The 23556-nt window shown below is 50.6% G+C and carries 22 protein-coding genes and 1 pseudogene; 9 read left to right on the top strand and 14 right to left on the bottom strand.

Translation table 11 applies throughout. The annotated features are described in order from the left end of the window. Positions 1 to 2: 2 nt before the first annotated feature. Together dsbC and xerD are read right to left on the bottom strand one after the other, a co-directional pair. Positions 3 to 719 carry a bifunctional protein-disulfide isomerase/oxidoreductase DsbC gene (dsbC, locus tag AC0IXI_RS04005; RefSeq protein WP_034457702.1) on the bottom strand — a complete coding sequence of 239 codons (717 nt, stop codon included), beginning with the start codon at positions 717 to 719 and terminating at the stop codon, positions 3 to 5. A 23-nt stretch (positions 720 to 742) separates the two neighbouring features. Further along, positions 743 to 1639 (bottom strand): site-specific tyrosine recombinase XerD, encoded by an 897-nt coding sequence (gene xerD / locus AC0IXI_RS04000; RefSeq protein ID WP_134184556.1) that lies wholly within the window; start codon positions 1637 to 1639, stop codon positions 743 to 745. Positions 1640 to 1739: 100 nt separating this feature from the next. Here xerD and fldB point away from each other — a divergent pair, with 100 nt between their 5' ends. Then, positions 1740 to 2261, top strand: coding sequence for a flavodoxin FldB (gene fldB, locus AC0IXI_RS03995; protein WP_422569332.1), 522 nt, complete (start codon positions 1740 to 1742; stop codon positions 2259 to 2261). A gap of 7 nt (positions 2262 to 2268) precedes the next feature. Here fldB and AC0IXI_RS03990 read toward each other — a convergent pair whose 3' ends face one another. Both AC0IXI_RS03990 and sdhE read right to left on the bottom strand, forming a co-directional pair. After that, positions 2269 to 2691, bottom strand: coding sequence for a protein YgfX (locus tag AC0IXI_RS03990; protein ID WP_064513587.1), 423 nt, complete (start codon positions 2689 to 2691; stop codon positions 2269 to 2271). Continuing rightward, complete coding sequence (gene sdhE / locus AC0IXI_RS03985; RefSeq protein WP_064513590.1) at positions 2672 to 2938, bottom strand: FAD assembly factor SdhE; 267 nt, start codon at positions 2936 to 2938, stop codon at positions 2672 to 2674. The genes AC0IXI_RS03990 and sdhE overlap by 20 nt, the downstream gene beginning before the upstream one ends. 246 nt (positions 2939 to 3184) lie before the next feature. Between sdhE and ygfZ the strand changes: the two genes are divergently transcribed. Then, positions 3185 to 4171 carry a tRNA-modifying protein YgfZ gene (gene ygfZ / locus AC0IXI_RS03980; protein WP_471681963.1) on the top strand — a complete coding sequence of 329 codons (987 nt, stop codon included), beginning with the start codon at positions 3185 to 3187 and terminating at the stop codon, positions 4169 to 4171. A 145-nt stretch (positions 4172 to 4316) separates the two neighbouring features. Here the strand turns inward: ygfZ and trhA are convergent, their stop codons facing one another. Next, complete coding sequence (gene trhA / locus AC0IXI_RS03975; RefSeq protein WP_134184562.1) at positions 4317 to 4970, bottom strand: PAQR family membrane homeostasis protein TrhA; 654 nt, start codon at positions 4968 to 4970, stop codon at positions 4317 to 4319. A gap of 183 nt (positions 4971 to 5153) precedes the next feature. Between trhA and AC0IXI_RS03970 the strand changes: the two genes are divergently transcribed. The 4 genes from AC0IXI_RS03970 (at position 5154) to AC0IXI_RS03955 (ending at position 9687) form a co-directional block, all read left to right on the top strand. Further along, a complete protein-coding gene (locus AC0IXI_RS03970; RefSeq protein ID WP_471681962.1) occupies positions 5154 to 5750 on the top strand; it encodes an HD domain-containing protein in 597 nt (198 codons plus the stop codon). 15 nt (positions 5751 to 5765) lie between these two features. After that, positions 5766 to 6494 carry a MurR/RpiR family transcriptional regulator gene (locus tag AC0IXI_RS03965; RefSeq protein WP_064513598.1) on the top strand — a complete coding sequence of 243 codons (729 nt, stop codon included), beginning with the start codon at positions 5766 to 5768 and terminating at the stop codon, positions 6492 to 6494. 165 nt (positions 6495 to 6659) lie between these two features. Next, positions 6660 to 8093, top strand: coding sequence for a 6-phospho-beta-glucosidase (locus AC0IXI_RS03960; protein WP_134184564.1), 1434 nt, complete (start codon positions 6660 to 6662; stop codon positions 8091 to 8093). A 202-nt stretch (positions 8094 to 8295) separates the two neighbouring features. After that, a complete protein-coding gene (locus AC0IXI_RS03955; RefSeq protein ID WP_471681961.1) occupies positions 8296 to 9687 on the top strand; it encodes a cytochrome-c peroxidase in 1392 nt (463 codons plus the stop codon). Between the two features lie 43 nt (positions 9688 to 9730). Here the strand turns inward: AC0IXI_RS03955 and AC0IXI_RS03950 are convergent, their stop codons facing one another. Further along, complete coding sequence (locus AC0IXI_RS03950; RefSeq protein ID WP_134184568.1) at positions 9731 to 11197, bottom strand: sensor histidine kinase; 1467 nt, start codon at positions 11195 to 11197, stop codon at positions 9731 to 9733. Positions 11198 to 11200: 3 nt separating this feature from the next. Then, positions 11201 to 11914, bottom strand: a complete 714-nt coding sequence (locus AC0IXI_RS03945) for a response regulator transcription factor (RefSeq protein ID WP_064513606.1) — start codon at positions 11912 to 11914, stop codon at positions 11201 to 11203. A 140-nt stretch (positions 11915 to 12054) separates the two neighbouring features. On the opposite strand from AC0IXI_RS03945, the gene AC0IXI_RS03940 reads away from it, so the two are divergent. From AC0IXI_RS03940 to AC0IXI_RS03930, 3 genes are all read left to right on the top strand, one after another. Continuing rightward, positions 12055 to 12666: a cytochrome b/b6 domain-containing protein gene (locus tag AC0IXI_RS03940; protein ID WP_064513608.1), complete on the top strand. Its 612-nt coding sequence runs from the start codon at positions 12055 to 12057 to the stop codon at positions 12664 to 12666. Between the two features lie 9 nt (positions 12667 to 12675). Then, entirely contained in the window at positions 12676 to 13464 is a 789-nt protein-coding gene (locus AC0IXI_RS03935) for a molybdopterin-dependent oxidoreductase (RefSeq protein WP_134184570.1), read from the top strand. 98 nt (positions 13465 to 13562) lie between these two features. Continuing rightward, entirely contained in the window at positions 13563 to 13838 is a 276-nt protein-coding gene (locus AC0IXI_RS03930; protein ID WP_471681960.1) for a pentapeptide MXKDX repeat protein, read from the top strand. Positions 13839 to 13889: 51 nt separating this feature from the next. Here the strand turns inward: AC0IXI_RS03930 and AC0IXI_RS03925 are convergent. The 7 genes and pseudogenes from AC0IXI_RS03925 to pepP form a co-directional block, all read right to left on the bottom strand. Beyond that, a pseudogene (locus AC0IXI_RS03925) lies at positions 13890 to 14632 on the bottom strand (SDR family oxidoreductase). A 70-nt stretch (positions 14633 to 14702) separates the two neighbouring features. Then, on the bottom strand, positions 14703 to 17576 hold the full coding sequence (gcvP, locus tag AC0IXI_RS03920; protein WP_471681959.1) for an aminomethyl-transferring glycine dehydrogenase: 2874 nt from the start codon (positions 17574 to 17576) through the stop codon (positions 14703 to 14705). Between the two features lie 225 nt (positions 17577 to 17801). Beyond that, on the bottom strand, positions 17802 to 18191 hold the full coding sequence (gcvH, locus tag AC0IXI_RS03915) for a glycine cleavage system protein GcvH (protein WP_064513618.1): 390 nt from the start codon (positions 18189 to 18191) through the stop codon (positions 17802 to 17804). A 22-nt stretch (positions 18192 to 18213) separates the two neighbouring features. Further along, positions 18214 to 19311 (bottom strand): glycine cleavage system aminomethyltransferase GcvT, encoded by a 1098-nt coding sequence (gcvT, locus tag AC0IXI_RS03910; protein ID WP_471681958.1) that lies wholly within the window; start codon positions 19309 to 19311, stop codon positions 18214 to 18216. A 524-nt stretch (positions 19312 to 19835) separates the two neighbouring features. Further along, the gene (ubiI, locus tag AC0IXI_RS03905) at positions 19836 to 21038 is read right to left on the bottom strand and encodes an FAD-dependent 2-octaprenylphenol hydroxylase (protein ID WP_471681957.1); all 1203 of its coding nucleotides are present in this window, start codon (positions 21036 to 21038) and stop codon (positions 19836 to 19838) included. A 24-nt stretch (positions 21039 to 21062) separates the two neighbouring features. Further along, complete coding sequence (gene ubiH, locus AC0IXI_RS03900) at positions 21063 to 22241, bottom strand: 2-octaprenyl-6-methoxyphenyl hydroxylase (RefSeq protein WP_471681956.1); 1179 nt, start codon at positions 22239 to 22241, stop codon at positions 21063 to 21065. After that, entirely contained in the window at positions 22238 to 23554 is a 1317-nt protein-coding gene (gene pepP / locus AC0IXI_RS03895) for a Xaa-Pro aminopeptidase (RefSeq protein WP_471681955.1), read from the bottom strand. Before pepP ends, ubiH begins: the two co-directional genes overlap by 4 nt. Positions 23555 to 23556 lie beyond the last annotated feature (2 nt).

Raw genomic sequence — 23556 nt, 5'->3', positions numbered from 1 at the left:
AACTACCCACCTACATTGGTCAGTTGCTGGTGTGCATCCAGCATTTGCTTCATCTCTTTCGGCCCCTGGTAGCCAGGAATAACCGTGCCGTTACTCAGCACAATCGCAGGCGTCCCCTGGATGCCGAACTGCACGCCCAGGTTGTAATGGTTCGCGATATTCATATCGCAAGTCCCGCCAGCTACCGCTTCGCCTTTCATTGCTGCATCAAAGGCTTTTTTAGGGTCTTTTGCACACCAGATGGCTTTCATATCGTTTTCAGTCTGGCTTTGCAGACCCTGGCGTGGGAAGGCCAGGTAACGCACGGTAATACCTAGCGCGTTGTAGTCTTTCATCTCTTCATGCAGCTTGTGGCAATAGCCGCAGGTAATGTCGGTAAACACCGTAATGACGTGTTTCTCTTGCGGCGCTTTGTAAACGATCATCTCTTTTTCAAGCGCTTTAAGTTTACCCACCAGCAGCTGATTGGTGACGTTAACAGGCTGCGCGCCGCTCACATCGTACAGCGGCCCCTGAATAACGTGTTTACCGTCTTCGGTCACATACAAAACGCCGCTATCGGTTAATACCGTTTTCATGCCCGCAACAGGTGCCGACTGAATGTCAGCATTTTGTACGCCTAACTTAGCAAGAGACTGCTTGATTGCTGCGTCGTCAGCATGAACAAAACCGGACACAGAGACCGCTAACAATGGGAGCAGCCACAAACGCTTTTTCATGATGATTCCTTATCTTCTACCACTCACGCTCGTGGGTGGTGCTGTTGATGTAGCTGGCGTAACCGCTCTGTCGCTACATGCGTATAAATTTGTGTGGTGGACAAATCGCTGTGTCCAAGCAACATCTGTACGACTCGCAAATCCGCACCATGGTTCAGTAAATGCGTGGCAAATGCGTGTCGCAGAACGTGCGGTGACAGCTTTTCGCTATCGATTCCAGCCTGCACCGCATAGTGTTTAATACGATGCCAGAATGTCTGGCGCGTCATTTGTTGGGCACGATTGCTCGGGAAAACGGTATCAATCGACACGCCATTGAGCAGCCATGGCCGCCCATGTTCCAGGTAGTTTTCCAGCCAGTAAACCGCTTCTTCACCCATTGGAACCAGACGTTCTTTATTACCTTTACCGATGACCCGTACGACTCCCTGGCGTAGGCTGACATCACTCATCGTCAGCCCAACGAGCTCCGATACACGCAGCCCAGTAGCATACAATAATTCGAGCATTGCTTTGTCACGCAGCTCGATAGGCTGGTCGACACAAGGAGCTTGCAGGAGACGCTCTACCTGCGCTTCGCTTAAATCTTTCGGCAAACGCTGCGGTAGTTTTGGCGATGAAAGCATCACACTCGGGTCATCTTCGCGTAATTTTTCGCGGTAGAGATACTGAAACAACCGACGAATAGCGCTCAGCATACGCGCTGAACTTGTTGCTTTATATCCACCTTCAAGGCGCTCAGCAAACAGCGACTGCAAATCGCCAGTTTGTACATTCAGCAGGCTCAAAGAGTGACGTTCCAGCCACTCCGCCACCATCTTCAGATCCCGACGGTAGGAGTCTAATGTGTTTTGTGCGAGATTCCGCTCAAGCCAGAGCGCATCAAGAAATTGTTCGATTCGGGCCAGATCCTGTTCCACTGCAGCCTCACATTTGGCGAATTGTGTCCATTATGCATGATGCACAATGGGATCTGATACACTTGCAATCCTGCACGTTTTTAAAAGAGTTGTTAACGCGATGAACATTGGCCTTTTTTATGGCTCCAGCACTTGTTACACCGAAATGGCTGCCGAAAAAATTCGTGACATCATTGGCCCGGAACTGGTGACGCTGCACAATCTGAAAGATGATTCACCAGCCATGATGGAACAATACGATGTGTTAATTCTCGGTATTCCCACCTGGGATTTCGGCGAATTACAGGAAGACTGGGAAGCCATCTGGGATCAACTGGATAATCTGAATCTTGAAGGCAAACTGGTTGCGCTTTATGGCATGGGCGATCAGCTCGGCTATGGTGAATGGTTCCTTGATGCTCTGGGCATGCTGCACGACAAACTTGCGCCACGCGGTGCTCAGTTTATTGGCTATTGGCCAACTGAAGGCTACGAGTTTACTAGCCCGAAACCGGTTATTGCCGATGGGCAACTGTTCGTTGGGCTGGCGCTAGATGAAACCAATCAGTACGATTTAAGCGATGAGCGAATCGAAACCTGGTGTGAGCAAATTCTTGCGGAAATGGCCGAACATTTTGCCTGAAAGCTGTTTAAGCTTCCCCACTCCCACTCGCCTGTTGTTGCAGCATCAGGCGACGTAAATCACGCCACTCACCTGTATCCATACTGTCAGCGGACAGCCATAAATGCTGGCAGCGTTTGCGCCCGACCCGGCGTAAGCGCAGCATCATGCCACTGCGTAAAACCCAAGGGGAACCAACGATTTCCCACTCCTGGTTTTGCCAACGCAGATGGTAGTCGGTCAGGAGTTTCATTTCGCCCTGGCAAGCATGGATGCGCCGCTGGCTGCGGACACTGTCAAATACAACTAGCGAAAGTAGCAGCATCCAGATTAGCGTATAGCTCATCGGCCACGGCATTAGCAGCACTAACAGGGCGACTAGACCGTGAGCCAAAAGAGACAGCCATTGTGCACGCCAGGAGACGCGAAGATCAGATTGCCACAGGACCACGTTCTTTATTCCGTGTCTGAATCAGTGTCACCATCCGTTGCAGCTCTGTATCTGCCGGTTTGCCATGATTCATTAACCAATTGAACAGGTCTGGATCATCGCTTTCCAGCAAACGGACAAACAACTGCTTATCCTCAGTGCTTAACGAGTCATATTCATATTCGAAGAATGGCATAATCGAAATATCCAGCTCGCGCATTCCCCGGCGGCACGCCCAATGAATTCGGGCTTTGTTATTGATATCCATGTGCTCTTTCCTGGTTCTCTGACAAAGTAGGTACAAATGTTAGTGTAACGTGTTTTTATGCACGCATTAAATGAATGTTACCGTTTGCGCGCTTTATCGTGAGAAAAATCTGTAATGCGTTGCTGTTGCATTAACCTTGCGAGAAAACTCGTAAGCACACAGCTCGCGTTATCAAACTACTTGCATTGCCAAATGGCTCTTTTACCATTGAGCCAATACATCAGCTCAAAAACCAGGGACATAATTATGGCTTTCACTCCATTTCCTCCACGTCAGCCTACAGCCGCAGCTCGCCTGCCGCTAACACTCATGACTCTTGATGATTGGGCTCTGGCAACCGTGACGGGCAAAGATGCAGAATCGTATCTGCAAGGCCAGGTCACTGCTGACATCGCACAGCTTGCGGCAAACCAACACACACTTTGCGCACACTGCGATGCGAAAGGGAAAATGTGGAGCAACTTGCGCCTGTTCCATCGTGGCGAGGGATTTGCCTTAATTGAGCGCCGCAATCTGCGTGATGCGCAGCTTGTTGAGCTAAAAAAATATGCAGTGTTTTCTAAAGTCACCATCGCTCCAGATGATGAAAGCGTGCTGATGGGCGTTGCAGGTTTCCAGGCTCGTGCTGCGCTGGCTAATCTATTTGCAGCCTTGCCAGATGCAGAGAATCCGGTGGTTCAAGAAGGTGCGACCACGCTCCTATGGTTCAACTTGCCTGCCGAGCGTTTCATGCTGGTAACGGATGAATCTACCGCTCAATCACTGGCTGAAAAATTACAGGGCGAAGCACAGCGTAACGACAGCCAGCAATGGTTAGCTCTGGAGATTGAAGCCGGTATTCCCGTCATTGAACCGGTAAACAGCGCGCAATTTATTCCGCAGGCAACCAACCTTCAGGCACTCGGTGGTATCAGCTTCAAAAAAGGGTGTTACACCGGCCAGGAAATGGTGGCGCGGGCGAAATTCCGTGGCGCTAACAAGCGTGCGTTGTGGTTCCTTGCAGGGAAAGCCAGCCGTTTACCCGAAGCGGGTGAAGACCTGGAATTGAAAATGGGTGATAACTGGCGTCGCACCGGTACGGTACTGGCAGCCAGCCAGCTTGATGATGGGCGAGTACTGGTGCAGGTTGTGATGAACAACGATCTGGAAGCCAATAGCGTGCTGCGCGTTCGCGACGATAACGGCAGCGAGCTTGTTATCGAGCGACTGCCTTATTCATTAGAAGATGAGTAAATACGCGTCATACTTCAAGTTGCAGATGCGTTGACTACGCCTATGCGCCCCAGTGACATTGTTATCTATGCTCTGGGGAGTTATGGTCTGGTCGCCTTTCTGCAACTCGAATTATTTTGGGGAATTGCTTGATCAATATCGGTAATTAATGAATATAGAGATAGATCGCGAGGAAGTGGCAAACACTGCCGCCGAGCACAAAACCGTGCCAGATTGCGTGGTTGTATGGAATCCGCTTGCAGACGTAGAAAATCACTCCCAGCGAGTAAATCACCCCGCCAACTGCCAACAGCGTTACGCTGCCCGGCGCGAGTTTAATTACCATCTGGTAAATCACCACCAGCGATAACCAGCCCATCAGCAGATAAGTCACCAGCGACAAAACTTTAAAACGATGTGCGATGGTCAGCTTAAAAATAATTCCGGCCAGCGCCAGCCCCCAAATCACAACCATCAGCCCGCGCGCCAGAGGCGAATCCAGGCCCACGAGTAAAAATGGCGTATACGTCCCGGCTATCAACAAATAAATTGCGCAGTGGTCAAATTTCTTCAGCCAGCGCTTGGCGGGTTGATGGGGAATCGCGTGATACAACGTTGAAGCGAGAAACAGCAAAATCATGCTGCCGCCGTACAGGCTATAACTGGTTATTGCTGTCACACTTGCGTTGGTATCAACCGCTTGTATCAGTAACAAAACCAGCCCGACAATCCCAAAAACCAGCCCTATACCGTGGCTAATACTATTGGCGATTTCCTCCGCCATTGAATATCCTTTCGCTATCAATGGTTTGTCAGCCATATGGCAACTCCCGGTGAGACAAAAGATGGATAATGCATTGCACACTCAACTTGAAGGATGACCGGAACAGCATAGCTGAGAATGATTCCAGCTAACACCTGTACGCTAAAATAAATCCGTCAGAGCATATAACGGTATAGATACAATATATTCACACTAACAATTTACCAATGGAGCACCAGGATGACGCAGCTAGCCTTTGGCGCAATGAGTGAAGTGATTAACTTTCTGATGGAGATCGACAAGCTAAAACTTATTGAGCGGCGCACTAAGATTATCGGTCATGGCCGCCCCGAAAACTCGGCGGAACACAGCTGGCATTTTGCCGTAGCAGCCATGAGTCTTGCTCCCTTCGCACCAGAAAATGTTGATATTTCCCGCGTCGTCCAGATGGCATTACTCCATGATATCGTCGAGATAGATGTCGGTGATGTCCTGGTTTATGACCTTGCCGCTCGCGCAGCCATTGCCGACAAAGAAGCCATCGCAGCTGAAAGGTTGTTTGGACTGTTATCCGAACCACAGAGCACTCTGTTTTTACAGCTCTGGCAGGAATATGAAGCTGGTGCCACTGCCGATTCTCGCTTCGCAGGTGCACTCGATAGAATCCTGCCTATCCTGCAAAATTTGCATAACGATGGGCAAAGCTGGCGCGAGAATGGAATTTCACTCGAACAAGTCTTGAAGCGCAACGCGCTGGTGGGCGAAAGCTGGCCGGAATTATGGCAACATGTCGTCGGTCATTTATATTCAGCGCAAGAAAAAGGCTGGTTAATTTAATTCGGGAAGACCCAGATGTTTACTCATGCAGCAATTGCCAATCTCAATGGCCTGGAAATGCTGGTCTATAACTTTGTCATCAAAAATCGTGACAAAGTGATGTACATGACTATCCGCGAGTTGGCTGATGCGGTGGGCGTTTCCACGACTACCGTGCTGCGTTTTTGCCGCAAGCTAAATTGCGAAGGCTATTCTGAATTTCGTGTGCGCTTTAAATTATATCTGGAACAGAATGATGAACAGCTGGTGAATTTTGGTCCAAGTGAAATCATCAGCTTTTTTAAAAGTACCAATAATGAAGAGTTCGATAATTTAATCGACCGTGCTGTTGATATTATTTGTTCTTCAGAACGTATTATATTTGTCGGCGCCGGAACATCTGGCGCCTTAGCAAAATATGGCGCACGCTTCTTTTCTAACGTTGGTAAATTCAGTAACCATATTGATGACCCTTATTTCCCAGTCACTAATGACATGGCGAAAAATGCCCTGGCAATTGTACTGTCAGTTTCCGGTGAAACAGAAGAGATCCTGCGCTTCGCCAGCCAGTTCAGCCTGCACAACTGTAAAGTGCTCTCCATTACCAGCCATGAGAACTCAGCGCTGGCAAAGCTTGCAGACTTTAATATCTCCTGGCACATTCCACTTACACGCGTCGGCGGGGTGTATGACATCACCACGCAAATCCCTGTCATTTATATTTTAGAGACCATCGGTCGTAAATTGGCTAAGAAAATGGCATAAAAAAACAGCCTGTTTTTTCCGTGTAACAAATCACATGAATCGTGATTTGTTATATCGTGACAATTAAATCTCATTTGCTAGACTCCAGACCAGAGCTTATTAATGCACTGCCATTTTGTGATGTATCCCACATTATTTCTGGCACTGACAGTGAGATTACAAAATATGAAAAAACTGACTTTACCAAAAGATTTTTTATGGGGTGGTGCAGTTGCTGCACACCAGGTTGAAGGTGGCTGGAACAAAGAAGGTAAAGGCCCAAGTATTTGTGATGTATTGACAGGTGGCGCTCATGGCGTGCCGCGTGAAATCACTCAGGAAGTTATCCCTGGCAAATATTACCCGAACCATGAAGCCATTGATTTCCATGGGCGTTACAAAGAAGACATCGCGCTGTTTGCAGAGATGGGCTTCAAATGCTTCCGCACTTCAATCGCCTGGACGCGTATTTTCCCGAAAGGTGACGAACTTCAGCCTAATGAAGAAGGGCTCAAATTCTATGACGACATGTTCGATGAGTTGCTGAAATACAACATTGAGCCGGTTATCACCCTATCCCACTTTGAAATGCCGCACCATCTGGTGACCGAATACGGTGGCTGGACCAACCGTAAAGTGGTCGATTTCTTTGTTCGTTTTGCCGAAGTGGTGTTTGAACGCTACAAGAGCAAAGTGAAATACTGGATGACCTTCAACGAAATCAATAACCAGCGCAACTGGCGTGCGCCGCTGTTCGGTTATTGCTGCTCTGGCGTGGTTTACACCGAGCACGACAACCCAGAAGAGGTGATGTATCAAGTTCTGCATCACCAGTTCGTGGCGAGCGCTATGGCGGTGAAGATTGGTCACCGCATCAATCCGGAGATGCAGATCGGCTGCATGCTGGCGATGGTGCCGCTGTACCCGTTCTCCTGCAAACCAGAAGATCAAATGTTCGCTCAAGAATCGATGCGTGAACGTTATGTCTTTACCGACGTGCAACTGCGTGGTTACTACCCATCTTATGTGTTAAACGAGTGGGAGCGCCGCGAGTTCAACATCAAAATGGAAGCAGGCGACGAGCAGATCCTGCGTGAAGGCGTGTGTGATTACCTTGGTTTTAGCTATTACATGACGAATGCTGTGAAAGCAGACGGTGGCAGTGGCGATGCGTTGTCTGGTTTCCAGGGCAGCGTGCCAAACCCACACGTTAAAGCCTCTGACTGGGGCTGGCAAATTGACCCGGTTGGCCTGCGTTATGCGCTGTGTGAGCTGTATGAACGCTACCAGAAACCACTGTTCATCGTTGAGAATGGTTTTGGCGCTTACGACAAAGTGGAAGAAGATGGCTCAATCAACGACGATTACCGCATTGATTATCTGAAAGCTCATGTTTCCGAAATGATGAAAGCGGTCACGTATGACGGCGTAGATTTGATGGGATATACCCCTTGGGGCTGTATTGACTGTGTTTCCTTCACCACCGGACAGTACAGCAAACGCTACGGCTTTATCTATGTGAACAAGCACGATGATGGTACTGGCGATATGTCCCGCTCACGCAAGAAGAGCTTTAACTGGTACAAAGAAGTGATTGCCAGCAACGGCGAAAATATCTAATCCTCTCTAAAAGGGCACTTTGGTGCCCTTCATTCCCCTGTCTTGATTGGTACAGGCTATTTAAACGATAGCCCAGGCCTGCCTTTTCCCTTGATGCTGCGCAACAAGCGATCCGCTTAAATTCATCACCATCATAGCCATATGGAATCTGTGGATTTTAAGGAGTGCGGATTCTGCTTTACCTCTGAGAAAGGGAAAATCAATGAAAAAAATAATAAAACTATTGGGGATAGCTTTCGTGGGTGGCGCTGCGTGTTATCTCGGGCTGGTCGGCTATGTGCACTATCATGATAAACAGCGTATTGATGCTTCGTTCGCGCAAAAGGAGCCTTCGGTACTTAATACTAAAGTTCTTAATATTCTTCAGGAAAAAGGGTGTGATTACTGCCATACCCCTTCTGCAAAACTGCCCTTTTATGCTTCCTTCCCAATAGCCAAACAGCTAATGGAGTACGACATCCAGCTCGGCTATAAATCCTTTAATCTGACCCAAATCCGGGAAAGTCTGAATAACAATACCGCCGCGCCACAAAGCGATATCACCAAAATAGAGTGGGTTATGGAGCATCAAACCATGCCGCCCACGCGATACATTGCACTTCATTGGGCAGGAGAGATGTATGAAGCAGAGCGGAGTACGCTGCTTGAGTGGGTTAAACACCAGCGTCTGAATTACTACGCGACGCCTGATATGGCTGAAAATCGCCGTAATGAACCTGTTCAGCCTATCCCTGAATCCCTTCCTGTTGATGCGCAAAAAGTGGCTCTGGGGATGCGGCTTTATCACGATCCTCGCCTTTCTGGCGACAACACTATTTCCTGCGCACATTGCCACCAGCTTGGTGCAGGCGGTGTAGACGGACGTAAAACCTCGCAGGGCGTAGAAGGTGCTATCGGCCCGATTAATGCACCAACCGTGTTTAACTCAGTGTTCAATATTGAGCAATTCTGGGACGGGCGCGCGCCAGATCTTCAAGCACAGGCTGGTGGCCCGCCGTTGAACCCAATTGAAATGGCCTCAAAATCCTGGGATGAAATCACAGGCAAACTCAACCAGGATCCAATCCTGCTCCGCGATTTTACCGCCGTATATCCGCAGGGCTTAACCGGTGCCACAATAACCGATGCAATTGCAGAGTTTGAGAAAACCCTTATCACACCGAATGCCCCTTTCGATTTGTATTTAAGAGGTGATGATAAGGCACTGACCGCACAGCAAAAGCATGGCTATCAGCTTTTCAAAGACAACAAATGCGCTACCTGCCACAGCGGGAAAATTCTGGGTGGCCGCTCGTTTGAACCCCTTGGGCTGAAAAAAGATTTTAGCTTTGGTGAAGTCACCAGTGCCGATATCGGACGCATGAATGTCACCAACGAAGTACGTGACCGTCTGCGTCAGAAAGTACCGACGCTGCGTAATGTTGCACTCACCGCACCCTACTTCCACAGGGGGGATGTCAACACGCTTGATGAAGCAGTTAAAGAGATGTTGAAGTACCAGGTTGGAACCACATTGCCGCAGAAAGATGTTGATGACATTGTGGCATTCCTGAACACACTGAACGGTGTATATACCCCTTATCCGCTCAACTAAACCAGCCAGTTACCGCTTGCCTGCATGGGCAAGCGGTCTTTTTTTAGACAGGCAAGGCGAAGCGGAAGCAGGCACCCGTTTCTGGTCTTTCCACCAGCGCAATATCGCTACCGTGTAGCTGCAGCATCTGGCGAACAATCATCAGCCCTAATCCACCGACTCTGACGTGTGACTGATTAACAATCGACGGGCGCACAAACAATCCCTCTTTCAGTTCCTGTGGGATGCCAGGTCCGCTATCGCTAATCTGCACCATCACTTTTTCGCCCTCTTTCCACAAACGTACCGCGACAGTTCCCTGCTCTGGAGTGTGGCGAATCGCATTGTCGAGCAAGTTAGTCAGCACCCGCTCAATCATCCCCAAATCCGCATCAATTAACGGCAAACCAGGTTGAATATCGGCCACCAGTTGCAGCTGACGAGTTTGCGTCATGAGTTCGAATTTCTGGAAGACATCCTGCAACAGTTCACTCAGGCAGAAATGCTCTTTCTGCGGCTTCACCACGCCATATTCCAGACGCGCCAGCTCAAACAATGATTGTGCAAGAGTCCGTACTTTCTGGCTCTGCGCTAAAGCGATTTCCAGATACCGTTTTTTCTCGGCTTCGGAAAGTGTTGCAGACATAACCGATAAACTTTCCAGATAACCGTGAAGTGAGGTTAACGGAGTGCGCAGGTCATGAGAAATATTGGCGATAAACTCACGACGCAACTGGTCTTGCTGCGAAAGGCGGTGCCATTGTTCCGAAATCCGCCGCGCCATCATGATAACCCCCTGGCGTAACAGGCTAATTTCATCATTGCTCTGTATTTTTTCGGAAGGCAGCGCGGCCATAGCCTGCATTTCTGCCATTCCGCCGGTTTCCAGCGCATTAACCTGGCGTGAAAGCGAGCGCAGTGGCCGGGTAATCCAGCGAAATGCCAGCCCCCCAACAATCAACCCCAATAACGCAACCAGGCTGATGGAAAGCAGAACCACTTTAAATAGCGTATTCGACTGCGCGTCACTGGCGAGCGCATTGTAATTTTCACCGAGCAAAATGACATACAGATAGCCTTTTACCTGCCCGTTTTGCCGCATCGGTGCCACGCTAAACACTTTCTTACCATCAATACTGCGCGGATCGTCACCGTAGATCGGATACTGCCGATCGTTAAGTGCTGACTGGATCGGATCCAGATCGACTTGATGGCGTTTAATATGATCCGGTGGCGCGGCATCACCAATGATATTGCCTTTCTCATCCAACAGATAAACTTCAACGCTTGGGTTTACCGTCATGAGATGATCAAACAGCGTGCGCACAGAATCATTATTCAGGCCATCTTGCCCAAGCAGCGGGTAGCTCTGGTTGATGTGTTCAGCCAGTGAGCCGGAAAGCTGTTGAATGACCGCCTGGCTATACTGCGTGCTGGTGCGAATTTGCAGCCACCCCAGCAGGGAGCAAGAGGTGATGAGCAACAACGCAAAAACCAGAGTCAGGCGCTGTGAAAGAGTGAGTTTTCGCATGGTTTACTCGTGTCGCGGTGCGATGAATTTGTACCCTTTTCCCCACACAGTCAGAATGAATTCAGGCTCTGCGGGGTTATCTTCAATCTTGATGCGTAGCCGATTGATGTGCGTGTTTACCGTATGTTCATAACCTTCGTGTTGATAGCCCCAAACCTGGTTGAGCAAATTGAGCCGGGAGAAAACTTTGCCAGGGTGTTTGGCAAAAAACCACAGCAAGTCAAACTCGCGCGGCGTCAATTCAACAGGTTGTTCTCTGAGGCGCACATCTCGCGCCAGCGGGTCAATCGTAAGTCGGTCAAAAGTCAGTGTTCCTGCATCCTGCATCAGGTTCTGGCTCATCGCTTCCTGGCGGCGGAAAAGCGCTTTAACGCGCGCGACAAGTTCCAGCATCGAAAATGGCTTTGCCAGGTAATCATCGGCGCCAAGTTCCAACCCTAAAACCCGGTGTGTTTCACTGGATCGCGCGCTTATCATCACAATCGGCGTATAACGCGTCATGGTGCGAGCGTGGCGGCATATTTCCAGGCCATCAACACCAGGCAGCATGAGATCCAAAATTAGCGCATCCCAACCGCCCTGTTTCAGTAGTTCTAGCCCCAGAGTGCCGTCTGCTGCATGGACAATCTCATAGCCTTCTTCTCGCAAATGGAGTTGCAGAAGTTCAGCAATATTTTCGTCATCCTCGACGATTAATAACTTTTTGGGCTTCATCACTTCGCCTTTTATGCCTCTATTACAAGAAGTCTATACAACAAACGGGCGTGGAGTTATCACATTTAATTTAACTTTTCGTGAGACTTTGGCGAACAGATTTAGGCCACACTTATTTCAACGCAATAACCGGAAATAAAACGATGGATACTCCAACGTTTCAGGTTAAACCCATTATCGTACATCCGATGTGGTTGAGGATTTGCCACTGGCTGAATGCACTGGCGATGCTTGTCATGGTGGCAAGCGGATGGCGAATTTATAACGCCTCACCACTGTTTAATTTTACTTTTCCAGGCGAGTTAACCCTCGGTGGGTGGTTAGGCGGTGCGTTGCAGTGGCATTTTGCAGGAATGTGGCTGTTTGGCATAAATGGCGGGGCTTATCTGCTGATTAATATTTTTAGCGGACGCCTGAAACGCAAATTTTGGCCGCTGTCGCCGCGCGAGTTGATAAAGGACTTTCTTGCTGCTCTACGTGGGAAGTTGGCCCATGCGGATCTCAACCACTACAACACCGTACAAAAACTGGCGTATCTGTTCGTGATGTTCGACGGGATCATTCTAGTTTGTTCAGGTCTGGTGGTGTGGAAATCAGTGCAGTTTCCACTATTACGCGAATTATTGGGTGGTTATGACAACGCGCGTTTTATTCATTTTTATGCCATGTCTGGAATGGTGGGGTTTGTCGTCATTCACCTGATTATGGTGGCGCTGGTGCCAAAAACTTTACTCGCCATGCTACGCGGACGATAAGGGAAAAAGATGAACAATAAAAATAAGCTTTTCTCTGACTCGGATAAAGCGGTCATTATTCACGATGCCACACAAGAAATTAATAAGCAGTTATCATCGGAAGGCCGCCGCCGTTTTTTAAAACAAGGCTTAACGCTGGGTGGTTTGATGATGCTAACCGGTTGCGATATTAGTGATAATCAATCGGTAGAAAACACATTAAGCCGTATATCACGTTTTAATGATCGGGTGCAGGGCTGGTTATTTAATGCCAATGACTTGGCTCCGGTTTATCCAGAAAGCATGATGACAAGGCCATTCCCCTTCAATGCTTTTTACAGTGAAGAGGAAGCACCTGTGGTTAATGGCGACGCATACCGCCTGGAAGTCACCGGTTTAGTGGCTGATAAACGCCCGTGGACACTCGCCCAACTGCACCAGATGGCTCAGGTCAGTCAGGTGACACGCCATATCTGCGTTGAAGGCTGGAGCGCCATTGGCAAATGGGGCGGCGTGCCATTCTCGCTGTTTCTGAAAAGCATTGGTGCCGATTTAAATGCGCGTTATGTCAGCTTCAAATGCGCTGACGATTACTACACCAGTATTGATATGGCGACAGCGCTGCACCCACAAACCATTATTGCATTGACTTACGACGGTGAAATATTGCCACGTAAATATGGTTTCCCCATGAAATTAAGAATGCCAACCAAGTTAGGTTATAAAAACCCAAAGCATATTTTAGTTATGGAAGTCACCAATCGTTATCCCGGAGGTTATTGGGAGGATCAGGGATATAACTGGTTCGGCGGAAGTTAATACCCTTCATAATTCAAGCGGCAGATACGTTGACTGCCATACGAATTACTCTGATTTCACAAACCTAAGTAGTTAATTAAACGACGAGGATATAAAAAATGAAAAAACTCTACACTGCCCTGATGTGCTCAGCATTATTCTTTGGCGTAACGGCTGCAAATGCTGCCGATAATATGGCTAAAGATAATATGGCCAAAGATAATATGGCCAAAGATAACATGGGGAAAATGTCCCATGACTGCTCTAAAGACAGTATGAAAAAAGACTGCATGTCGAAAGACCATATGTCAAAAGACGGTATGTCTAAGGATCATATGTCCAAAGACAATATGTCTAAAGACAATATGGCTAAAGACGAGATGGGTAAAAAGTAATAACCCGAATAATGGCAGCTCACCGAAGCATTCAGGTGACTGCCATTTGTCTTATTTACCGCCCGCTAAATCCAGGAAACTTCCCGTCACGTAAGAGGCGTTATCGCTAAGCAACCAGGCGATGGCCTGTGCGACCTCTTCTGGCTGGCCACCACGTTTCATCGGCAAGAGATCTTTTACGCGATCGACTCTACCGGGTTCACCACCAGAAGCATGCATTTCGGTATAGATAAAACCTGGCCGCACGCCATTTACACGAATACCCTGCGCTGCGACCTCCACAGAAAGCCCGGTGGTTAACGTGTCTACCGCACCTTTCGACGCCGCATAATCAACGTACTCACCCGGAGCACCTAAACGTGCCGCGGCAGACGAAACATTAACAATCGCGCCCCCTTTCCACCGTGGCGAAACGCCATGCGTTTTACGGCCTCCCGGCAACAGAGGAAATAGCCAGTGACGTTGGTCGCCAGCACCCGATTGATACGTTCAGCGGTCAGTTCTTCAATGGTGGATTGCTGGAACAAAATCCCGGCGTTGTTGACCAGCGCGGTCACTGGCCCAAAAGCATTGTCGATTTCGGCGAACATCGCCGTCACTTGCAGTTCATCGGCAATATCCGCTTTGATGGCAAGTGCCTTGCCGCTGTGCGCACGAATAATACTTACCACTTCATCAGCGGCTTGTTTGCTTTGCTGATAATTAATCACAACTTTGTAGCCAGCCTGTGCCAACAGGATAGCGGTCGCCCTACCTATGCCACGACTTGCGCCCGTTACCAGAACCACGCCCATTTTGCCTCCTGATCTACAGATAAAACAAAGGGCACCGAAGCGCCCTTAAGAGTGTATCGCGTGATAAATGTTACTGATATTCACTCATTGGCACACAAGAACAGAACAGATTGCGGTCGCCATATACATCATCCAGACGTTTCACAGTTGGCCAATATTTATTGCTATGGCCTACCGGGAACACCGCCAGTTCGCGGGTATATGGATGCGTCCAGTCAGCAACAATTTCGTCCTGCGTGTGCGGCGCGTTAACCAGCGGGTTATCTTCCAGCGGCCATTCACCACGCGCAACACGGTCGATTTCAGTGCGGATTGTCAGCATCGCATCGATAAAGCGATCCAGCTCCAGTTTGCTTTCAGATTCCGTTGGCTCAACCATCAGCGTACCCGCAACCGGGAACGACATAGTCGGTGCATGGAAGCCGAAATCAATCAGGCGCTTGGCAATATCCAGCTCACTAATGCCGGTCTCTTCTTTCAGTGGGCGAATGTCGAGAATACATTCATGCGCCACATGGCCGCTGCGCCCGGTGTACAGAATCGGGAATGCCGATTTCAGGCGAGTCGCAATATAGTTCGCATTCAGAATGGCGACCTGACTGGCCTTCTTCAGCCCCTGCGCACCCATCATGCGGATGTACATCCAGCTGATTGGCAAAATTGATGCGCTACCAAACGGCGCTGCGGAAACCGCACCCTGCTGGGTCAACATCTCTTCAATTTGCACCACGCTGTGGCCTGGTACGAACGGAGCCAGGTGCGCTTTCACGCCAATTGGACCCATACCTGGGCCGCCACCACCGTGTGGAATGCAGAAGGTTTTGTGCAGGTTAAGGTGCGAAACATCCGCGCCGATATAGCCCGGAGAAGTAATCCCCACCTGTGCGTTCATGTTTGCGCCATCCAGGTAAACCTGGCCGCCAAACTGATGAACGATCTGGCACACTTCGCGGATAGTCTCTTCATACACGCCGTGGGTGGATGGGTAAGTGACCATGATACAAGACAGCGCATCGCCCGCTTGTTCTGCTTTCAGACGCAGATCGTGCAGATCGATGTTACCTTGTTTATCACAAGCCACCACCACCACTTCCATGCCCGCCATTTGCGCTGACGCCGGGTTAGTCCCGTGCGCAGAGCTTGGGATCAGGCACAGATTACGGCTGCCTTCATTGCGGCTTTCGTGGTAGCGACGAATCGCCAGCAGGCCCGCATATTCGCCCTGCGCACCTGAGTTTGGCTGCATGCAAAGCGCGTCGTAACCGGTCAGTTTCACCAGCCAGTCAGATAGCTGGGAAATCATCTGGTGATAACCTTCTGCCTGGTTTGCCGGGCAGAACGGATGCAATTCTGAGAATTCAGGCCAGGTAATTGGGATCATCTCAGCGGCAGCATTCAGCTTCATGGTGCATGAACCGAGCGGGATCATCGCCTGGTTAAGCGCCAGATCTTTGCGCTCAAGCGAATGCATATAACGCATCATTTCGGTTTCGCTGTGGTAGCGATTGAATACTGGATGGGTCAGGAATTCGTCAGTACGCAGCATACCCGTTGGGATCGACAGGCTATCGCCCGCTACGTTTTGGTCTAATTTGTCGATATCCAGGCCGTGGTTGTCACCCAGCAATACAGTGAACAACGCCTGCACATCTTCACGCGTGGTCGCTTCATCAAGCGTGATGCCAACTGCATTGAGAATGTCGCTACGCAGGTTGATTTCATTAGCTTCAGCACGCGCCAGAATCGCGCCTTTATCGGCCACTTCTACACACAGGGTATCGAACCAGTGTTTATGGCGCAGCACGAGGCCTTTTTGTTGCAAACCAGCCGCCAGAATATCGGCCAGGCGGTGGATGCGCCCGGCAATGCGTTTCAGGCCAGCCGGGCCGTGGAACACCGCATACAGGCTCGCGATGTTCGCCAGCAGAACCTGGGAGGTACAAATGTTGGAGTTGGCTTTCTCGCGGCGGATATGTTGCTCGCGAGTTTGCATCGCCATGCGCAGCGCAGTGCGGCCTGCCGCATCGCGGGAAACGCCGATAATGCGACCTGGCATAGAACGTTTGAATTCGTCTCGTGCTGCAAAGAATGCAGCATGTGGGCCGCCGTAGCCCATTGGTACACCGAAACGCTGTGCGGAACCAAACACGATGTCGGCACCTTGTTTGCCAGGTGCAGTCAGCAGAACCAGCGTCATAAAGTCAGCGGCAACACTCACGATGACTTTGCGTTGTTTCAGCTCAACAATCAAAGCGCTGTAATCATGCACTTCGCCGGTAGTGCCCACCTGTTGCAGCAACACACCGAACACGTCCTGGTGATCCAGCACTTTCGCAGCGTCGTCAACAATCACGTCAAAGCCAAAGGTTTCAGCACGGGTGCGCACCACATCCAGCGTTTGCGGGTGTACGTCAGCGGCAACAAAGAAGCGATTGGCGTTTTTCAGTTTGCTAACGCGCTTAGCCATAGCCATGGCTTCGGCTGCGGCGGTGGCTTCATCCAGCAAAGAAGCAGAGGCGATATCAAGACCCGTCAGGTCCAGCGTTACTTGCTGGAAGTTAAGCAGTGCTTCAAGACGGCCTTGTGATACTTCAGGCTGATACGGTGTGTACGCGGTATACCAGCCTGGATTTTCCAGCATGTTACGTAGAATCACCGGGGGAGTTTGCACCGCGGTGTAGCCCATGCCGATATACGTTTTAAAACGTTTGTTGCGGCTGGCAATGGTCTTTAATTCAGCCAGGGCCGCGAATTCGGTTGCAGCCTCACCCACCTGTGGTGGCTCGGCAAGCTGGATATCAGCCGGAACGATTGAAGCAATCAGCTCGTTTAACGAACGAGCGCCAACCGCCTCCAGCATTTCGTGTTGCTGTTGCGCGTCTGGTCCAATGTGACGGTCGATAAACGCTTCGTGATTTTCAAGCTGACGTAAAGACTGGGTCATGAGCGGTGATTCCTGAAACATGTGGGGCTTTAGCGGTGGATGGCACTACGTTTATCCACCCTACAAAACCGGGCTGGTACAGCTCACCCGAATAATTCCGATTCCCAAAATCATTTGTGTTGCTGCCAGGCGGCAAGTGAAAACATTCCCAGGAGCGTACATAAGTACGTGACTGGGGTGTTTGAGCTACGCCAACACCCCAGCAACACGAAGGATGAAGGGAATTTACTCGTCTTCTAGCAGCGCTTCGTACGCAGTCGCATCCAGCAAACCGTCCAGTTCGGACTCGTCGCTGGCTTTGATCTTAAAGATCCAACCTGCCGCGTATGGCTCGCTGTTGATAAGCTCGGGCGCATCGCTGAGTGCATCGTTTACTGCGATGATTTCACCGCTGATTGGCGCGTAAATATCAGAAGCCGCTTTGACAGATTCGGCAACGGCGCAATCATCACCGGTGCTCACTGTTGCGCCCACTTCTGGCAGGTCGACAAACACCATATCGCCCAGCAGCTCTTGCGCGTGTTCAGTGATACCAACGGTGTAAGTACCATCAGCTTCTTTACGCAGCCATTCGTGTTCTTTGCTGTATTTCAATTCGTTAGGAACATTGCTCATTGTTTTTCTCCTGATTTCAAATTCACTGCGCGACAGCTTTACCGCCGCGAACAAAAATTGGTTTGGTCACTTTAACGGGCATTTCACGGTTACGGATTTGCACAATGGCGGTTTCGCCGATACCTGCCGGAACACGCGCCAGAGCAATGCTGTAACCCAGTGTTGGCGAGAACGTTCCGCTGGTGATGACGCCTTCGCAGATGTTGCCTGATTCATCAGTAAAGCGAACAGGCAGCTCATTACGTAATACGCCTTTCTCCGTCATGATCAAACCCACGAGCTGATCGGTGCCTTTCTCACGCTGGCTCTCCAGGGCTTCACGACCAATAAAATCACGGTCTTCCGGTTGCCAGGCGATAGTCCAACCCATATTGGCAGCCAGTGGAGAAACACTCTCATCCATTTCCTGGCTATACAGGTTCATACCGGATTCCAGACGCAGCGTGTCACGCGCGCCAAGCCCGCAAGGTTTCACGCCAATCTCGACCAGCTGCGCCCAAAATTCGGCAGCTTTTTCGTTTGGCATCGCAATTTCGTAGCCCGCTTCACCGGTATAACCGGTGGTCGCAATAAACAGATCACCCGCTTGAACACCGAAGAATGGCTTCATACCAGCAACCGCTTGGCGTTGATCTTCGGTAAACAGCTGCGCGGCTTTTGCCTGAGCGTTTGGCCCTTGTACGGCAATCAGCGACAAGTCATCACGCACGGTAACGGAGACAGAGAACGGTTCGGCGTGTTGGTTAATCCAGGCCAAATCTTTTTCACGGGTGGCAGAGTTCACCACCAGGCGGAAGAAGTCTTCGGTCTGGAAATAGATAATCAGGTCATCGATAACACCGCCGGAGGCATTAAGCATGGCGGTGTAGAGGGCTTTACCCGGTTGGGTGAGTTTGGCTACGTCATTGGCGACGAGATAACGCAGGAATTCGCGGGTACGGCTGCCTTTCAGGTCAACGATGGTCATGTGGGAGACATCAAACATACCGGCATCGTTGCGCACTGCATGGTGCTCATCAATCTGCGAGCCATAATGCAATGGCATCATCCAGCCGTGGAAGTCCACCATGCGCGCACCGCAGAGATTGTGCTGTTCAAACAAAGGGGTCTTTTGAGTCATTTTTTCCTCTTTAACCATCTGGTTGAAAAGCGCATTTCGCTTTTCTTTTCTTCAGACGAAACCCAGCACCGCCTTCGATCCCGAGGGCGACGCAAACGTTACCTTTTGTCTGAAGTTACCACTGAATGGGGGAGTAAACCATAAGGCTAAAACCGTTATAGCATTAGCTTATGACCAAAATAGAAGGCGCAGCATGCAGAGTATTCGACTGGAAAAATGCGAGACACTACGCATAAATAAGAAGTGTTTAAGTCAGAATTTAGCGTTAGCTAACATTTACGACCATTTCAGAAACAAATTCACTACAACGCCAAAAACGTGGGATGAGAAAAAGTAATCCGAAATAACAGGTGAGATTAGAATTTTTCAAATGAGAGAAGGTGATCGTTATCACACCGAATGCTCTAAATAATTCGAGCTGCAGCAAGGCGGCCAACTTGGCTATCCCCGGAAGCTTACTAAAGTAAGTGACTGGGGTAACTGAGTGCAGACAACGCCGTTGCAGCTTGAAGTATGACGAGCATTTATCTTAACCAGTCTGGAAGATCGTGTAGACCCATCGCCTGACGAACTAATTGCGGTTTCACGCCTGGAAGGGTATCGGCCAGTTTCAGGCCAATATCGCGCAGCAGTTTCTTCGCCGGATTGCTTCCGGCAAACAAATCACGGAAGCCCTGCATGCTAGCAAGCATCATTGCCGCACTGTGCTTACGGCTGCGCTCGTAGCGGCGTAAATACATATGCTGACCGATGTCTTTGCCCTGGCGATGCAGACGACGCACTTCATCAATCAGTTCAGCGGCGTCCATAAAGCCCAGGTTCACGCCCTGCCCGGCAAGCGGATGGATTGTGTGTGCCGCATCGCCAACCAATGCCAGACGGTGGGCGGCAAAATTGCGGGCATAGCGGCCAGTCAGCGGGAAAACCTGACGCTCACTTGCAACGCTGCACAAACCCAGGCGCATATTGAAGGCCACGCTGAGCACCTGGTTAAATTCTTCGGCTGTCGCCTGCTGCAAACGCTCTGCTTCAAGCGGTGGTAATGACCAGACAATGGAGCACAAATGCGGGTCGCTTAATGGCAAGAAAGCCAGGATCCCCTCGCCATGAAACACCTGGCGAGCTACCGCTTGATGGGGTTCAGCGGTGCGAATAGTTGCCACCAGCGCATGGTGTTTATAATCCCAAAAAGTGAGCGGGATATCGGCCTGGTTGCGCAGCCAGGAGTTGGCACCATCAGCCCCGACGACCAGGCGTGCAGTCAGCATGGCACCATCTTTAAGGGTAATGAATGCTTCGTTTTCGCCCCAGGCAACTTGCTGCAATTCAACCGGGGACATCAAAGTGATATCGCTGCACTGTTCGGCGCGTTGCCACAATGCATGGTGAATCACCGCATTTTCGATAATGTGGCCAAGATGGCTGAAACCAAAGGATTTATCATCAAACGCGATATGCCCGAAGCTGTCTTGATCCCACACTTCCATGCCGTGATAGCAACTGGCACGCTGGGAGATAATTTTCGGCCAGACGCCAAGGTGAGTCAGCAGTTTTTCGCTGGCGGCATTGATGGCCGAAACGCGCAAAGCGGGTGCAGATTCAGGTGCCAGCGGCTGTGGGAGATGGTTCTCCAGCACCGCAACACGCAAGCCGCTGCCTTGCAGACCACAGGCAACCGCCAGTCCAACCATGCCACCACCAACAATCGCCACATCAACGCTTTGCAAATTGACTCTCCTTAAAAACCTGTTTTAACGTGCAACCAAACCGAGGGTACGCATAGCCAGCAAATCACGTGCCGGAGTAAAATGTTCCATCGCCATCAGCCCGAGATTGCGCCCCACGACAAGCGGAGCCCAATGGTTAGCAAACAGCTGCACCAGGCCATCGGTCACACCAATGGTGGCAATTTTGTCTTCATGGCGGCGCTGCTGATATTCAGCCAAAACGCCATAGCCGCCAATATCCTGAGATGCTTCATGTGCCACCGCCAGGTTTTCAGCCAGCGACATCACATCGCGCAAACCCAGGTTAAAGCCCTGTCCGGCAATCGGATGCAGAGTTTGCGCAGCATTGCCCACCAGCACAACACGGTGAGAAACCGACTGCGTGGCCGTGGTTAATACCAGAGGATATTGCGCACGCGCGCCTGCATGGGTGATGCGCCCAAGCCGCCAGCCAAATGCGCGTTGCAGTTCATTGCAGAACCGCTCGTCATCCCACTGCGCAATTCCAGACTGAGCCGCCAGAGGATGGCACCAGACCAGCGAACATCGCCCATCAGACATCGGTAACATTGCCAGCGGCCCATGCTCGGTAAAACGCTCAAAAGCACGACCATTATGGGGCTGCGATGTGGTGATGTTGGCAATAACCGCCACTTGCTGATAAGCCTGCTGCTGCCAGGTCATGCCACACTGCGCACCAAGCTGTGAGCGAGAACCATCTGCAGCCACCAACAATTGGCCTTCAATGCATTCGCCATTATCGAGCTTAACGCTCACTTTATCGGTTTCACGAGTAAAGGACGCGACACGCTGCGGGCAATGCAACGTCACGCCAGGCGCTTTGCGTAACAACGCAAATAACCGCAGCCCAACATCATGCAGTTCGACCACTTGCCCCAGTGCAGGAATCTGATAATCCTGCGCTTCCAGCGTAACAAAACCAGCATGCCCGCGATCGCTGACATGAACAGTTGTGATAGCCGTCGCGCAGTCCTGAATGGCAGGCCACACCCCGATGCGGGTTAATTGCTGGCACGTCCCTTGCGCAATGGCGATGGCGCGCGCATCAAAACCAGGGTGCGCCGCACAGTTAGGTGCTACCGCTTCAATCAGATGAACCGGCAACTTTCCCTGGGTCAAATGCGATATAGCCAGCGCGAGCGTCGCACCCACCATACCGCCACCGACAATAATCACGCTCATGAGTGCCGTGCCGCCGCCATTAACGCTTCAATGTCATCCGCCGATTTCACCACGCTTGCCGTCAGGTTTTCGTTACCGTCAGCGGTGATGAGGATATCGTCTTCGATACGAATACCGATACCACGGTACTCAGCGGGCACATCGGCATCTGGCGCAATATACAAACCAGGCTCAACGGTAATCACCATGCCAGGTTCAAGCAGGCGTGAGCGGTCTTTACCGTAATGACCGACGTCATGCACATCCAGCCCCAGCCAATGGCTCAGGCCATGCATAAAGAATGGACGATGGGCGTTATCAGTAATCAGCTGGTCAACATCGCCTTTGAGAATCCCAAGGTTGACCAGGCCGTTAACCATAATGCGTACCACCTGCGTGGTGACTTCTTGCATTGAGGTGCCCGGGCGGTAGAGCTGGAGAGCGGTTTCCAGTGACTCAAGAACGATGTCGTAAATCGCCCGTTGAGGTGCGCTAAATTTACCGTTCACCGGGAAGGTGCGGGTAATGTCACCGGCATAACCTTTGTATTCACAACCGGCGTCGATCAGCACCAAATCGCCATCACGCATTTGGCTTTCATTTTCGGTGTAATGCAAAATGCAGCCGTTTTCGCCGCTGCCAACAATGGTGTTGTAAGACGGGAAGCGCGCACCGTGGCGATTAAATTCGTGAAGAATTTCGCCTTCGAGCTGGTATTCAAACATCCCCGGACGGCATTTTTCCATCGCACGGGTATGCCCGAGTGCCGTGATTTCCCCGGCGCGGCGCATGGCGACTATCTCTTCTTCCGACTTAAACAGGCGCTGCTCGTGAACCCACGGACGCCAGTCGGTCAATGTCGCGGGGGCGGCAAGATTCTGGCGTGAGCCACGGCGCAGTTTATCAAGGGCGGCAAAAACGATGGTGTCAGCGTAAGCGTGTTCGCCCTGCGCGTGATAGACAACATCGAGACCATTGAGCAACTGATGCAGTTGCTCATCAATTTCGGAAAATGCCAGCGCACGGTCAACGCCCAGTTTCTCGGGTGCCGCTTCCTGGCCAAGGCGACGCCCAAACCAAATTTCTGCGGTTTTATCGCGCAGGCGATTGAACAGCACGCTGTGATTATGGGTTTCGTCGCTTTTAATCAGCACCAATACCGCTTCCGGTTCATTGAAACCCGTGAAGTACCAGAAATCGCTATTCTGGCGATACGGGTACTCACTGTCGGCACTGCGTGTTACCTCGGGAGCGGCAAAGATGAGCGCGGCGCTTGCCGGTGCCATTTTGGCTAACAACGCCTGACGGCGCCGGAGAAATTCGTGCTGATTCATCA

It is taken from the genome of Buttiauxella sp. AC038, from assembly GCF_979253565.1.
Note: the sequence above shows the minus strand (reverse complement) of the source record. Positions and strands in the feature narration are given on the sequence as shown.